At 41.5% G+C, this 14686-nt stretch carries 15 protein-coding genes; 5 read left to right on the forward strand and 10 right to left on the reverse strand.

The features are described from left to right. Positions 1-25: 25 nt before the first annotated feature. From CYL31_RS00445 to mnmG, 9 genes are all read right to left on the reverse strand, one after another. Positions 26-562: a F0F1 ATP synthase subunit delta gene (locus CYL31_RS00445; RefSeq protein ID WP_212917051.1), complete on the reverse strand. Its 537-nt coding sequence runs from the start codon at positions 560-562 to the stop codon at positions 26-28. An 11-nt stretch (positions 563-573) separates the two neighbouring features. Continuing rightward, positions 574-1044, reverse strand: a complete 471-nt coding sequence (locus tag CYL31_RS00450; RefSeq protein WP_212917052.1) for a F0F1 ATP synthase subunit B — start codon at positions 1042-1044, stop codon at positions 574-576. Between the two features lie 57 nt (positions 1045-1101). After that, positions 1102-1359 (reverse strand): F0F1 ATP synthase subunit C, encoded by a 258-nt coding sequence (gene atpE, locus CYL31_RS00455; RefSeq protein ID WP_012072127.1) that lies wholly within the window; start codon positions 1357-1359, stop codon positions 1102-1104. A 66-nt stretch (positions 1360-1425) separates the two neighbouring features. Beyond that, the gene (gene atpB / locus CYL31_RS00460) at positions 1426-2274 is read right to left on the reverse strand and encodes a F0F1 ATP synthase subunit A (RefSeq protein ID WP_212917053.1); all 849 of its coding nucleotides are present in this window, start codon (positions 2272-2274) and stop codon (positions 1426-1428) included. Between the two features lie 48 nt (positions 2275-2322). Continuing rightward, positions 2323-2730, reverse strand: a complete 408-nt coding sequence (locus tag CYL31_RS00465) for an ATP synthase subunit I (protein ID WP_198432079.1) — start codon at positions 2728-2730, stop codon at positions 2323-2325. Positions 2731-2894: 164 nt separating this feature from the next. Next, positions 2895-3779 carry a ParB/RepB/Spo0J family partition protein gene (locus tag CYL31_RS00470; protein ID WP_212917054.1) on the reverse strand — a complete coding sequence of 295 codons (885 nt, stop codon included), beginning with the start codon at positions 3777-3779 and terminating at the stop codon, positions 2895-2897. A gap of 45 nt (positions 3780-3824) precedes the next feature. Further along, positions 3825-4592, reverse strand: a complete 768-nt coding sequence (locus tag CYL31_RS00475) for a ParA family protein (protein WP_212917055.1) — start codon at positions 4590-4592, stop codon at positions 3825-3827. A 3-nt stretch (positions 4593-4595) separates the two neighbouring features. Then, the gene (gene rsmG / locus CYL31_RS00480) at positions 4596-5222 is read right to left on the reverse strand and encodes a 16S rRNA (guanine(527)-N(7))-methyltransferase RsmG (RefSeq protein ID WP_212917056.1); all 627 of its coding nucleotides are present in this window, start codon (positions 5220-5222) and stop codon (positions 4596-4598) included. 51 nt (positions 5223-5273) lie between these two features. Then, the gene (gene mnmG, locus CYL31_RS00485) at positions 5274-7163 is read right to left on the reverse strand and encodes a tRNA uridine-5-carboxymethylaminomethyl(34) synthesis enzyme MnmG (protein WP_212918807.1); all 1890 of its coding nucleotides are present in this window, start codon (positions 7161-7163) and stop codon (positions 5274-5276) included. Positions 7164-7858: 695 nt separating this feature from the next. Here mnmG and CYL31_RS00490 point away from each other — a divergent pair. Then, positions 7859-9220 carry an 8-oxoguanine deaminase gene (locus CYL31_RS00490; RefSeq protein ID WP_212917057.1) on the forward strand — a complete coding sequence of 454 codons (1362 nt, stop codon included), beginning with the start codon at positions 7859-7861 and terminating at the stop codon, positions 9218-9220. Between the two features lie 126 nt (positions 9221-9346). Here the strand turns inward: CYL31_RS00490 and CYL31_RS00495 are convergent, their stop codons facing one another. Then, positions 9347-10405, reverse strand: a complete 1059-nt coding sequence (locus CYL31_RS00495) for an NAD(P)-dependent alcohol dehydrogenase (protein WP_212917058.1) — start codon at positions 10403-10405, stop codon at positions 9347-9349. 186 nt (positions 10406-10591) lie between these two features. On the opposite strand from CYL31_RS00495, the gene CYL31_RS00500 reads away from it, so the two are divergent. The 4 genes from CYL31_RS00500 (at position 10592) to CYL31_RS00515 (ending at position 14612) form a co-directional block, all read left to right on the forward strand. Beyond that, complete coding sequence (locus tag CYL31_RS00500) at positions 10592-11470, forward strand: AraC family transcriptional regulator (protein WP_249411650.1); 879 nt, start codon at positions 10592-10594, stop codon at positions 11468-11470. A 105-nt stretch (positions 11471-11575) separates the two neighbouring features. Then, positions 11576-12247, forward strand: a complete 672-nt coding sequence (acuR, locus tag CYL31_RS00505) for an acrylate utilization transcriptional regulator AcuR (RefSeq protein WP_249411651.1) — start codon at positions 11576-11578, stop codon at positions 12245-12247. Between the two features lie 70 nt (positions 12248-12317). After that, positions 12318-13304 (forward strand): acrylyl-CoA reductase (NADPH), encoded by a 987-nt coding sequence (gene acuI / locus CYL31_RS00510; RefSeq protein ID WP_212917060.1) that lies wholly within the window; start codon positions 12318-12320, stop codon positions 13302-13304. A gap of 147 nt (positions 13305-13451) precedes the next feature. Beyond that, positions 13452-14612, forward strand: coding sequence for a sugar diacid recognition domain-containing protein (locus CYL31_RS00515; RefSeq protein WP_212917061.1), 1161 nt, complete (start codon positions 13452-13454; stop codon positions 14610-14612). Positions 14613-14686: the final 74 nt, after the last annotated feature.

The raw sequence follows: 14686 nt of genomic DNA on the forward strand, positions 1-14686 counted from the left end.
ACCCTGGTTTCGATTTAACGAAACACTAGGAGTTTATCGCCTCGGCCAGTTTCGCTAATTTACCGCGTACTGAACCGTCGATGATTAAGTCACCTGTACGAATAACCACGCCACCGATTAGGCTTGCGTCTGTTTCACTGGTTAAGTTGACCGTACGATCCAACTTTTTAGCCAGTGAAGCGGCTAATGCTTGTGTTTGTTCTGCTGTTAATTCAAATGCAGACGTAAATTGAACATTTACGGCTTTTTCAAAATTCAGTTTGAACTGTAAAAATAACTCAGAAATAGCAGGAAGAAGCGATAAACGCTTATTCACAGCAAGAGCAAGCAAAAATGCTTTACCTTGTTCTGTCGTTACTTCTGCACAAACGTCCGCTAGAGCGTTTGCCTTCTCTTCCGCACTAAAAGCTGGATTCCCAAGTGCTTTTTTAAGCTTAGGTTCAACCGTTACAGCAGCTAATACGTTTAACATATCAGCCCACTCAACAATGTGACCTTGCTCTCTAGCAACTTCGAAAACCGCTTTAGCGTACGGTCGCGCGACTGTTTTTAATTCAGCCATTAGACCCTCGCTTAAAGCTCTTTGGCGAGCTGTTCAACGATCTCGCTATGTGCTTTTTCGTCAATGGTGGCTCCCAAAATCTTCTCGGCACCAGCAAATGCAAGAACGGAAACTTGAGCACGCAATGCTTCTTTAGCACGCATAACGTCTTGTTCGATCTCTGCTTGAGCTGCTTCGCGCAGACGCTTGCCATCGGCAATCACCTGCTCTTTTGCCTCGTCGACCATTTGGTTCGCACGTTTGTTGGCTTGTTCAATAATCTCGGCCGCGTTCTCTTTGCTTTCACGTAGGATTTGAGTGGCTTGTTCTTGTGCCAACTCAAGGTCACGTGAAGCACGGTTCGCTGCTTCCAAACCGTCTGCAATTTTTTTACTGCGCTCTTCGAGCGCAGCAATTACTGGTGGCCACACGTATTTCATGCAGAACCAGACAAAAATAGCAAACGAGATAGCTTGGCCTAGAAGTGTGAGATTTAAGTTCACGCTAATACCCTCGCTTTTAGTCGTTTAAAAATCATTCCCGCAAAGTTTTGCAGAATATTAACCAGCGACCAAAGCAACAAAAGGATTCGCAAAAGTGAAGAACAATGCGATACCTACACCGATCATAGTTACGGCATCTAGAAGACCCGCTACGATGAACATTTTAACTTGCAGCATTGGAACCATTTCTGGTTGACGCGCAGCGCCTTCCAAGAATTTTCCACCCAAAATACCAAAACCAATCGCAGTACCTAGGGCACCTAGACCGATTAGAAGGGCTACAGCGATCGCAGTAAGACCAACTACAGTTTCCATTTTAACTCCTACATTTTCACAGTTTTAGATAAGGTTTAAAAAATTATTACTTTAAAGAACACACACTTAGTGATCTTCGTGCGCCATACTTAAGTAGACGATAGTCAACATCATAAAGATGAAGGCTTGAAGCACGATGATCAAAATATGGAAGATTGCCCATGGCACAGACAGAGCCCATTGTAGACCCCAAGGCAATATAGCAATCAAAATAAAGATCAATTCACCAGCATACAAGTTACCGAACAATCGCAATGCTAATGAAACAGGTTTCGCAAGTAGACCAACACCTTCAAGTAATAAGTTGAAAGGGATCATCCATTTGCCAAATGGCTGTAACGTCAGTTCACCAACAAAACCACTTATGCCTTTCACTTTGATGCTGTAGAAAACAATCAAAGCGAAAACGGAAAGTGACATACCCAATGTGGCATTAATGTCTGTTGTTGGAACAAATTTGAAATAGACATGATTAGGATCAGCGCCAAACACTGAAGTACCAATCATTTGAGCGACAGCAGGCAAGAAATCAACAGGGATTAAATCCATGAAGTTCATCAAGAAAACCCAAACAAAAATAGTAAGTGCTAAAGGTGCAATGACCTTGCTCTTACCATGAAAGGTTTCTTTGACACTGCCATCAACAAATTCAACCATAAGCTCTACAAAGTTTTGTAGCCCTGAAGGTGTATCTGTTGAAATTTTCTTTGCGGCCTTACGGAACAACCATAGAAACAATAAGCCTAAAGCAATCGAAACTGCCATAGTGTCTACATGAATTGCCCAGAATCCCATATCTGCTGCTTCTTTAGCATCATGGGCAAGACCCCATGTTCCATCAGGATGTTGACCGTAGGTCAAATTCTGAAGGTGATGCTTTATATATGAAGAAGCTGTTGGACTTTCAATACCCATACTTATATCCACGCTCTCTCAATGATTAAAATCCTATTACCTATCGTTCTAGGTATTTCTTAGTACGATAGGACTGAGCCAATGACTCAAAATGGCACCGCCAAAACCTGCAAAGAAAGCCCCTGCAGCTAATGGTTTTATCAGAAGAAAAACCAGCGACAATAAAACAACTGTCATAGCTAATTTACCAGCTTCTCCTCGATAGAATGATCTAACGACATCTTTTGCTGGGCGCGTCCCTTTGTAACCAAAGATTCGCCAAGCCATATAAACACTCGGCAATATGCTGGTTAAAGCACCTAATATAAACGAGTACCCATACAGACCACCAGCAATGTAAAAAATTCCCAAAGAAACTAAAAAAGTGAGTAAAAATTGCAATAAAAGGAAACGAAATATAGCCTTCTTTTTAGCGCTTATAATTGCACTCGCGCTTAGTGGCTTTTTTGTCTCCATTACCCAACTCTCTTTTCGCACTATAAAAGTGCAATCAATGTGATGATTTACAAAATTCGAGGCATTATATGGGTAATAGCTGCTGTGTTCAACTTAAACTGATTCTCACGATCACTTTCTAGCCATCTTGTCTAGATAGAAAAAAGCACTTGTCACGAATTGCTTCATTTCCCTGCAAGCAGTTCGCTGATCAAGAGTTCTAGGTGTTCAGGGTTACGATACTCAATAACCAACTTGCCCTTTCCTTTGGCTGAAGGCTGTATTTTTACCGCAGCATTAATTTTTTGACTAATGCGTTCTGCTTCTGCACTTAAATCAGGCAGGGAAGGCTTGTTATCTTCATTTGTTTCAACAACTTGAAAGTTTTTCACTAATCTTTCTGTTTCACGGACAGATAAGGATTTAGTAACAACTTGTGATGCAGCTTGAATTTGTTTGTCGTGCTCTAAAGGCAATAAAGCTCGCGCATGACCCATTTCAATATCGCCATGCTCTAACAAACGACGAACTTCCGGCGTCAAACCTAACAAGCGCAATAAATTCGCTACGGTCGAACGAGATTTACCAACAGTATCCGCAACTTCTTGTTGGGTAAGGTGAAAATCTTCGACCAAACGCTGTAACGCCAGTGCTTCTTCGACTGGGTTAAGATCTTCACGTTGAATATTTTCAATCAAAGCAAGAACCACAGCATCAGCATCTTCTACATGACGAACGATAACAGGAACTTGCGTTAAATCTGCCAATTTTGCAGCACGCCAACGGCGCTCACCGGCGATGATTTCGTATTGATTATGACCACTTGGTCGCACAACGATAGGCTGCATAATACCTTGATTACGAATTGAAGCCGCTAGATCTTCTAATTGCGCAGGATTCATGTCACGACGAGGTTGGAATTTGCCTTTAGAAAGCCATTCCACAGGTAAGTAAGTCAGGCCTTTTATTTGTTCATTATTAGAGCCACTTTCAGCCTCATTGGTTGGCGTCGCTTGTGGTGCCAATAATGCATCTAAGCCACGACCTAGACCTCTTTTTTTCATCGTCATTTCATTAACCCTAATTGGTATTAAACTACGCTTATAAAACAGTAATTATGCAACAGATTTTCGAATAAACTCACCTGCTAATGCGAGGTAAGCGATAGCGCCACGAGACTGTTTTTCATAATGCAAGACAGGTAAACCGTAACTTGGAGATTCCGCCAAACGAATATTTCTAGGGATCACGGTATCATAAACTTTACTGCCAAAATGTTTATGAAGTTGGCTAGATACATCATGCGTTAAGCTGGGACGAGGATCATACATGGTTCGTAAAATACCTTCGACCTCTAGAGATGGATTTAACGCTTGAGTAATACGATTGATCGTTTGTAATAACGCCGTTAATCCTTCCAAAGCGTAGTATTCACACTGCACAGGAATCAATACGCCTTGAGAAGCGGCTAAGGCATTTACCGTCAACATATTCAATGCAGGCGGGCAGTCTAACAGTATGTAATCGAAGTCATTGTCGACTTCGTACAAACCTGCGCGCAGACGAGTTTCTTTGCTTGGTAAATCAAGTAAAACAACTTCCGCACCCGTTAAATCACCGTTTGCAGGCAATACCCAGTAGTCTCCAGGCATGCTTTTTCTCATGACTTCTTTTACGCCATGAGAACCAATCAATACGTCGTAGACGCTCGTGTCTAATTCTTCTTTGGTAAAGCCACTTCCAGTGGTCGCATTACCTTGCGGATCTAAATCGATTAATAATACTCGGCGCTTCATTGCCGCCAGTGACGCCGCTAAATTGACACAGGTAGTGGTTTTGCCAACACCACCTTTTTGGTTGGTAACTGCGATAATTCTTGCCATGCTTTATCCTTTACGCGTCATCACTACCATGTGACGCTCCGCCTGAACATTTGGCACATTAAGAGGCTCTACAGATACTAAACCAACCTCTTTCGGTAGCGCCGCTATTTCTTCACTAGGGTAAACCCCTTTCATGGCTAGAAAATTACCCGTCTCTTTGGGGAGAGGTAAAGTCCAATTAATCATATCTTGTAATGAAGCAAAAGCTCGAGAAATGACATGATCGTATTCCCCTTGGTGAGGGTGTTTTTCAACACGTTCATTTGCTACCGTGGCGTTATGAATACCCAATTCCATCTTAACTTGCGTAAGGAAACGTGTTTTTTTGCCGTTACTATCAAGTAAGGTGAAACGTTTTTCAGGATAACATATAGCAAGCACCATACCAGGTAAGCCAGGTCCAGTACCAACATCTATAATATTGTCCCCTGTTATAAAAGGTAAAGTCGCCAAACTGTCTAATAAGTGCAAAGAGATCATTTGCTCAACATCTCGAATAGCAGTCAGGTTGTAAGCCTTGTTCCACTTTTCTAGCATGGCTAGGTATTTTACAAGAGTCTGAATCGTTTCATCAGATAAAGCAGCGCCCATTTGTTGGGCGCCTTTTTGAATAGTGTCAAAGTGTGTCACAGTCGATCCATTTCTATAAAGATAGCAATTAGGGATTATCGGCTGATGATTCTAGGCACTTTTGCGCGCAATCGCACGTTTTTTCAAGTGAATTAATAGTAAGGATACTGCAGCAGGCGTCACACCTTGGATTCGAGAAGCCGCAGCAAGCGTGGCAGGACGCAACTGAGTCAGCTTTTGCTTGATCTCATTTGACAAACCTTCCATCTTGGAATAATCCAAATCATCAGGTAATACAGTATTTTCCTGACGGCGTAAACGCTCAATGTCTTCTGCTTGACGAGTGATATAACCCGCGTATTTCACCGCAATTTGGACTTGTTCAGAAACCTGTTCATCAACAGGTTCATCAAGAGCATTTTTTAAATTCGCAATATCGGAATAAACTATATTCGGACGCTTAAGCAAATCTAACAAGCTGTACTCATGAGTAATCGGCGTTTCTAGTTTTGGATTAATGCTTTCTGCTTCTGGAGTATTTGGCACAATCCAACTAGATTTAAGCCGCTGTGTTTCTAACTCAATGGCTTCGCGTTTTTTGCAGAAGGCAGCCCAACGTTCATCAGAAACCAAGCCAAGTTCACGACCCTTCTCTGTTAAACGCATATCGGCGTTGTCTTCACGCAAAATCAAGCGATATTCCGCACGACTAGTGAACATACGGTATGGTTCTTTCGTACCCATGCTAATAAGATCATCAACCAATACACCTAGATATGCTTCATCACGTCTAGGTGTCCAGGCGTCTTTGTCTTGTGCAAGCAACGCCGCGTTTAAACCAGCAAGTAAGCCTTGAGCGCCCGCTTCTTCGTAGCCTGTTGTACCATTGATTTGTCCAGCAAAGAACAAACCAGGCATGTGTTTGGTTTCTAAGGAATATTTCAAATCTTGCGGATTAAAATAATCGTATTCAATCGCATAGCCTGGACGAATAATATGAGCATTTTCCATGCCTTTCATCGAGCGAACGAGCTCAATTTGCACATCAAATGGCAAGGAGGTCGAAATACCATTTGGATAAAGTTCGTGCGTCGTTAAACCTTCTGGCTCGATAAAAATCTGATGTGAGTTTTTATCGGCAAAACGTACAATTTTATCTTCAATAGAAGGACAATAACGTGGGCCAACACCTTCAATCACACCTGTGTACATAGGTGATCTGTCCATGCCCGCACGAATAATATCATGGGTGCGTTCGTTGGTATGAGTAATAAAGCACTCAATTTGACGAGGGTGCATTGCGCGATTGCCCATGTAAGACATAACTGGATCAATATCATCACCCGGTTGTGCTTGCATTTGTGAGAAGTCAACAGAGCGAGCATCAATTCGTGGTGGTGTACCGGTTTTTAAGCGATCAACACGAAATGGCAAAGCACGTAGTTTTTGTGCCAGGCCAATGGATGGTGGATCTCCAGCTCGACCACCTGAGTGGTTTTGTAAGCCAATGTGAATAACACCACCTAAAAAAGTACCGGCTGTTAAAACAACGGTTTTACTATTAAAACGTATACCCGTTTGAGTAATAACACCGCGAGCAGCGCCATCTTCAACAATAAGATCTTCTGCAGATTGTTGGAAAAGCCATAGATTTTCTTGGTTTTCTAACTTATGACGAATAGCTGCTTTATATAATATACGGTCTGCTTGAGCACGAGTTGCTCGAACAGCAGGACCTTTGCGGGAATTCAAAGTACGAAATTGAATACCAGCTTGATCTGTTGCTAATGCCATAGCGCCGTCTAAAGCATCTATTTCTTTTACAAGATGGGACTTCCCAATACCACCAATGGCAGGGTTACAGGACATTTGTCCTAAAGTTTCAATGTTGTGAGAAAGTAACAAAGTTTTAACGCCCATACGTGCTGCAGCTAAAGCCGCTTCTGTACCGGCATGTCCGCCACCAACCACAATCACATCAAAGCGACTTGGGAAATCCACAGGAACCTCGGTATTACTAATAAATAGAAAAATGAATAAAAAACGATCAACCATCGATTGAGGCCGCTTAGTATATAGGCAAATTTCCAAAAAGAAAGAGATCGAAACCCTCTTATCCCGGTCATCAATATTAATATATTTAAGTAAGTATATAAGTTCTTTTATGTTTGTTATGTTTATATAGCAAGCAAATATCTGTGTATAAAATAAAAAAAACTATATTTATTAAATATTTACATAGATAACATCTTGTTAAGACAGGGCGGGTTATCTTGTGGTGTGGATAACCTGAACCTGTGTATAAAATAGCTACTTATACAGAGTCGATTTTTAAAGCCAAAGTTGTTAAAAACTGTGCAAAACTTCTTATCAACCTATCACCATACTTATCAACAGGCGTTTTTTTGTGTTTTAAATACGTTAAAGTGTTGTTTTAAAAAGATTTATAATTTTTTTAACACAAAATTCACCATTTTTTTTTTAAATTTAATCCACAAGAAAATAAATTAAAAAAATCCATTTAGGCGTATTTTTTCTACATCACTAATGTGAATAATTACGCTAGACCCTGCTTTTTTCTGCTGTGTGAGTCATTGTGGAGAAAGAAAGACAATTCATAAAATATCCACCTGTGAGTAACTATTTTGCTTTTGTAGTAATCTTTATCAGATCAAACGACAAAGATGAGGATTACTATGATTGAGCGAGCGACTTGGATTCAATCACCTAAAGCTATATTGGCATCCAACGCGGATGGTGGTGTGGTGATTCGTGATGGGAAAATTTGTGAATTGGTTGCTGCTGGAAAAATGCCAATTAACCACTATGATGTTATTTTTGATGCATCTAATCATGTTGTCTTGCCAGGCTTAATCAACACGCATCACCATTTTTATCAAACGCTAACACGGGCTTTTCCTGACGCCCTTAATAAAGCGTTATTTCCTTGGTTACAGACTCTTTATCCGCTTTGGGCTGAATTAGAACCGGAGATGCTTGCCAGCGCTACTAAGCTTGCCATGGTGGAATTAATGGAATCCGGTTGTACGCTTGCTGCAGATCATCATTACTTATTCCCCGCCGGTATGGAAAATGCCATTGATGTGCAAGTTGATGTTGCTAAGTCTCTTGGTATGCGGGCTATGTTTACTCGTGGTTCCATGAGTTTGGGGGAAAAAGATGGCGGTTTGCCGCCTCAATCTACTGTTCAGGATGAAAAAACCATTATTGATGACAGCGCGCGATTGATTAAAGCTCATCATCAACGAGGTGAAGGCGCGATGATTCAAATCGCCTTAGCACCCTGTTCGCCTTTTTCAGTCACCACAGATATTATGAAAAGCAGCGCGGAATTAGCAAAAGCTGAAAATATACGTTTACACACTCATCTTGCCGAAACCTTAGATGAAGAAGATTTTTGTCTAAAACGTTTTGGTATGCGTACTGTCGACTATTTAGAAAGTGTCGGTTGGTTACATGATAGAACGTGGTTAGCCCATGGCATTCACTTTGATGAGGATGAAATAAGTCGTCTAGGTAAAGCTAAAGTGGGAATTTGTCACTGTCCAACCTCAAACATGATGTTGGGTTCGGGCATTGCACGAAATAATGAACTAGAAGCGGCTGGCGCCTTGGTTGGATTAGGTGTTGATGGATCCGCGTCTAATGACGGTTCTAATATGATTATGGAAGTTCGCCAAGCCTTATATATCCAACGATTACGTTATGGTTCCGCCAATGTTTCTCACTTCGATGCTTATCGTTGGGCGACTAAAGGTTCAGCTGCCGTACTGGGGCGTGAAGACATTGGTGAAATCGCTGTTGGGAAGCAAGCTGATCTGGCGCTTTTTAAATTGGATGAATTACGCTTTTCAGGCAGTCATGATCCTTTAGCGGCGCTTTTATTGTGTGGCGCACAAAAAGCCGACCGAGTAATGATCGCGGGTAAGTGGACAGTAGAAAACGGTCATGCCGTCGGAATTGATACCAAACAGTTAATGGCAGAGCATTCTGCTCATGCGCTGCGTTTAGCGAATAAGTTATTAGCAAAAAAATAACGTCATCGCTCTCTCACTCTCTAAATAATAGAGGGCAATAGAAATAGAGCAAAAAAAGCGCCTATCAAAGGCGCTTTTTAACTATTAACTTATTTTAAGACAACACAAAAGAGCTATAAAGCTCGATTAAGCTTCTTCTTTCAAGCTTTTCATATCAATGATGAAGCGGTATTTCACATCGCCTTTTTTCATACGTTGATAAGCTTGGTTGATATCTTGAATATTGATCATCTCAGCATCACACTCAATATTGTGTTCCGCACAGAATTCCAACATTTCTTGTGTTTCTGCGATACCACCGATCAAAGAACCAGTAAGAACGCGACGTTTCATCACCAAATTAGCGGTGTGAACGGCTGGTTCCAAAGGTTCAATAAGACCAACTAAAATGTGTGTGCCATCCACTTTCAAACAATTTAGATAGGGGTTCAAATCATGTTGAACAGGAATGGTGTCTAACAAGTAGTCAAATGTCATTGCTGCGGCTTGCATTTGTGCGTCGTCGGTTGAAACAATCACATGATCCGCGCCTTGTTTTTTTGCTTCCGCAATTTTGCTTTCTGAGCGTGTAAAAATAGTCACTTCGGCACCAAAAGCTTTGGCGAATTTTACGCCCATGTGTCCAAGGCCACCCATGCCTAACACACCGACCTTATCGCCAGCTTTCACACCGTAATGACGAAGCGGAGAATACGTCGTGATGCCTGCACACAATAAAGGAGCTGCTTTACTTAGGTCTAAGGTTTCTGGAATGGATAGGACAAATTTTTCACGCACAACGATGTGATCAGAATAGCCGCCGTAAGTTAAAGTGCCATCAATTAAATCGTTAAAGCCGTAAGTTCCAACAAAGCCATTATCGCAGTATTGCTCTAAATCTGATGCGCAGTGTGAACAGTGCTGGCAAGAGTCGACCATACAGCCAACACCAACAATGTCGCCAACCTTGTATTTAGAGACTTTACTGCCAATTTCGGTGACTTTACCGACAATTTCATGGCCTGGGACGATTGGGTAATTACTTGGTCCCCAATCACTCTCAGCAACGTGAATGTCTGAGTGACATACACCACAATAAAGAATATCAATGTTTACATCGTCTTCGCGAAGGGCGCGACGTTCAAATGAAAATGGTGCTAAAGGGGTCGTTGCAGAGAGTGCTGCATAGGATTTTGCTTGGCTCATAAATTGTTACTCCAGTGTTTGAACATGAAATACGTGACACCTAGTGTAGAGTAAACTTCTTCGTTTTGTGTTGTGCATTCTTGCTATTGTTTTGCCTATTTCTCTAAATTTGTAAAACTTAACTTTTCCTACACAATCTTGTATGGATAATAACCCCATTGATTTTAATAGATGGATGGATCAAAGATGAGCGATATAAATTTAGTAGATTTGATCAAACCTCTAGTGAGCGAAGATGGTTTCTGCGATACCTTAATTGCCAATGTTCGCCTAATGAAGTGCGCGAAATCATTACCTAGAAGCCCTCTTATTTATCGTCCAGGACTCACTATCATTGTTCAAGGTCAAAAAATAGGTTATCTAGGCGACCGCGAAATTCACTACAATTCTGGTCATTACTTGGTTCAAACGCTGCCTCTGCCTTTCGAATGCGAAACCTTTGCAAGCCAACAAGAACCTCTTTTAGGCGTCTCTATCGATATAGACCCTGTTTTATTATCTGAATTAGTTTCTGTTTCTTCTGAAGAGACATTAAAACCATCTGTATCTCATTTTCCTATGTCATCCGTCCCAATGAGTGATGACATGATTGAATCTGTTTCTCGCTTAATTAAAGCGTTACATGATCCGTATACCGCAAAAATAATGGGACAAAGTCGAGTTAGGGAAGTCGTTTTTGAAGCCTTACAAAGCCCACAGGGTGATGCTTTACGTACCTTAGTGTTAAACCAAGGTCGCTTTTCGTTGATAGTGAACTCTCTTAAGCAATTACATCAGCAGTTGGATCAAGAAGTTCGTGTTGAACAACTCGCTGAAGATGCCAACATGAGTGTTTCCAGTTTTCACCATCATTTTAAAAATATCGCAGGGTCTTCTCCTCTACAGTATTTGAAACGTTTGCGTCTTTTAAAAGCACAAATGCTGTTAAGCCAAGGTAACCTAAATGTCAGTCAGATTTCTTTAGAAGTTGGCTATAAAAGTGTGCATCAATTTAGTCGAGACTATAAACGCTACTTCGGCGCGCCACCGACAAAAGACAAGCTAAGAGAAGATACCGTAATATAAGACTTTACGTTCTTAAATTAACTTACATGAATTAACGTCATTGAATTTAATAGACGAGTGGTCTAAATTAATGCCTATCGTATTTTATTGCCTAGGTATAAACATTTGCTTTCTATCCTTGATAAACCAGATATCGCCGTCAATCAGCCCAATAAACCTCGTCGCGGGCGGCCAAAAAAGCCGTCAATAGATGCTTTGGATACTCGAGAAGCTTTGTTACGCGCTGGTATGCTGATATTGACAGAATCTGGTTTTACCCGCAGTGGCATTGATCCGATTTTAAAATCGATTGGTGTGCCAAAAGGGTCTTTCTATCATTACTTTTCCAGTAAAGAAGCCTTTGGTTTGGCCGTTTTAGAGCGCTATCGCCGTTATTTCGAAGCTAAGTTAGATGGTTTTTTGCTCGATGAGGCATTTTCTCCCTTAGAGCGATTAAAGCGTTTTGCCCAAGACGCTCAAGACGGCATTGTCCATCATGAGTTTAAGCGTGGCTGTTTAGTCGGCAACTTGGAGCAAGAATCTACCTTGTTATCAGAAGCATTTCGAGATCAATTACAAGCGACCTACCAAAGTTGGCAGTCACGCGTTGCGACCTGTTTATTAGAAAGCCAAAAACAAGGTGAAATTGATATACAAGGCAGTATTGAAGAGACTTCTCAGGCATTTTGGATTGGCTGGGAAGGCGCGGTTCATCGAGCTAGATTAGTAAAAAGCACTCAGCCATTAAGCTTGTTTATGACATTTTTTACCCAAGCGATTCAAAGCAAAACCCATTAACAATAAACCAGGCTGCAAAGCCTGGGTTTTTAGCTATTTAACTAGACGAACGGTCTAAAGTGGAGAATTTATGTTTAAAGGTTTATTGATCACCCAAGAAGATAAAAAAAGTACAGCATCTGTGGTTGAACTTCAGGAAGATCTGCTGCCAGAAGGTGATGTGTTGATTGAAGTGCATTACAGCACCTTAAATTACAAAGACGGCTTAGCCATCACTGGTAAGTCTCCTGTTGTGCGTTCTTTTCCTATGGTGCCGGGAATCGATTTAGTCGGTAAAGTTTTACAAAGCGACTCTGATCGCTTCTCTGAAGGCGATTTCGTCATACTGAATGGTTTTGGTGTGGGTGAAATGCATTGGGGTGGGCTTGCACAAAAAGCTCGACTCAAAAGCGATTGGCTCATTTCACTGCCAAAAGGTATAGACGCTAAACAATCTATGGCAATAGGTACAGGAGGTTATACTGCCATGTTGTCGGTACTTGCTCTTGAAAAACAAGGTGTTACACCTGATTCTGGTGAAATTCTAGTCACTGGCGCCAATGGTGGTGTTGGTAGTTTTGCCATTCGTCTACTGAATCGTCTTGGTTATCACGTGGTTGCCTCAACTGGACGAATGGAAGAAAGCGACTATTTGAAAAGTCTTGGCGCGAGCGACATCATTGACCGAAAGTCACTTTCCGAGCCCGGTAAACCTTTGCAGAAAGAGCGTTGGGCTGGCGTCATCGATTGTGTCGGTAGTCACACTTTAGCCAACGCCTGTGCAAGTACAAAATACGGTGGCGTGGTAACCGCTTGTGGCCTAGCTCAAGGTATGGACTTCCCTGCTTCTGTTGCGCCGTTCATTTTGCGCGGTGTCAAGCTAATCGGCATCGACAGCGTTATGCGACCTTTAGCCGATCGTATTGAAGCATGGCAACGCTTGAGTGAACTGCTGCAACCAGAAGACTTTGATAGCATCAGTGAAGAAATCGGTTTGGAAGACGTAGTAGAAACGGCCTATAAATTGCTTGATGGAAAGGTACGTGGTCGAGTTATTGTTTCATTATTAAAGCCGTAGTGAAAAGGTCTTAAGCAAAATCATTTCTTTACTTTGATCAGTCACAGAGCGTTTTTGTACTCTGTGTCTGATTGATGTCTATCAAGTTGTTTTCCCTAGTTAGTTTTCAGTAACATGATGCCGCCTTTGTTATTGATTGGAGCCCCAATGGACGTATTAGACCCTGCTATTGCTATGCAAATCGTTACTCGTACCATGAGTATTTTGGGTCACAATGTTAATGTGATGAACAGTCGGGGTGTGATTCTTGGTTCCGGCGATAATTTGCGTATTGGTGCTGTCCATGAAGGGGCTTTATTAGCTATCACCCAAAATAGAGTAGTAGAAATTACTCCTGAAGTGGCTTCTGGTCTCATTGGTGTTAAGCCAGGTATTAATTTACCTCTGCATTACCAAGGAAAAATCATTGGCGTGATTGGTATTACTGGCGAATTTAAAGAAATAACGCCGTATGGTCAGTTGCTCAAGATGACCGCTGAGATGATTGTTGAGCAAGCTAATCTACAGGACAATCTACAATGGGAAAACCGCCAGAAAGAAGAATTCATACTACAGCTCATTAAGGGGGAGTTTCCGCATAAATCTCAGCTTATCGAGTGGGCCTCGCAGCTAGGTATTTCTCTCGATACCCCGCGAGTTGCTGCCATTATTGAAGTCAGCGGTCTGAGCTCACGCTCGCAACATGACAGCAATGGCGCTAATAACCTCAAAGAAATATTACACCTTTTACAGAGTCCAGAGCGCGATAACTTGGTTGCTATGACCTCGTTAAATCAATTGGTTATTTTAAAACCTGCTTTTCTTGATGGTAAACACTGGGATCCTATTTTAGAAAGTACACGGATCGACTCGTTACTAAATCGTTTGCCTACTCATCTTAAGGAGTGCACAAAAATTTCCTTAGGGCATTATTTTCCAAGCATTGAGGGAATAGCACACTCTTATCAAACAGCACAAGAAACCTTGCTAATTGGTAAAAAGATGAAAAGCGAAGACAAAAAGTACCTTTTTGAAGATTATTCCTTGCAGGTTTTGCTATCAGGACTAAAGCATAATTGGCGAGGTGATGTTTTATCCAGTCATTACCAGCAACTTCAATCCGTCGATAACAAAGGCTTGTTAAGAAAAACCCTCGCTACTTACATCACCCACTTTGGTGATTTACAGCACTGTGCAAATGCGCTTCATATCCATCGTAATACATTGCGATATCGTTTAGACAAGATCCAAGCGATTACTCAAGTTGATATTCATAGCTTAGACGGTCTTTTTAGTTTGTACCTAGGTCAGCTAATAACCGATCAATGACAGAAAAATAGCTATTCTATGGCCTTAATATTAGTTTTTTTGTGCAAACGACCAAAAAATAGCGAGTTAATAGC

The organism is Marinomonas sp. A3A, assembly GCF_018336955.1.
GTDB classification, from domain to species: Bacteria; Pseudomonadota; Gammaproteobacteria; order Pseudomonadales; family Marinomonadaceae; genus Marinomonas; species Marinomonas lutimaris.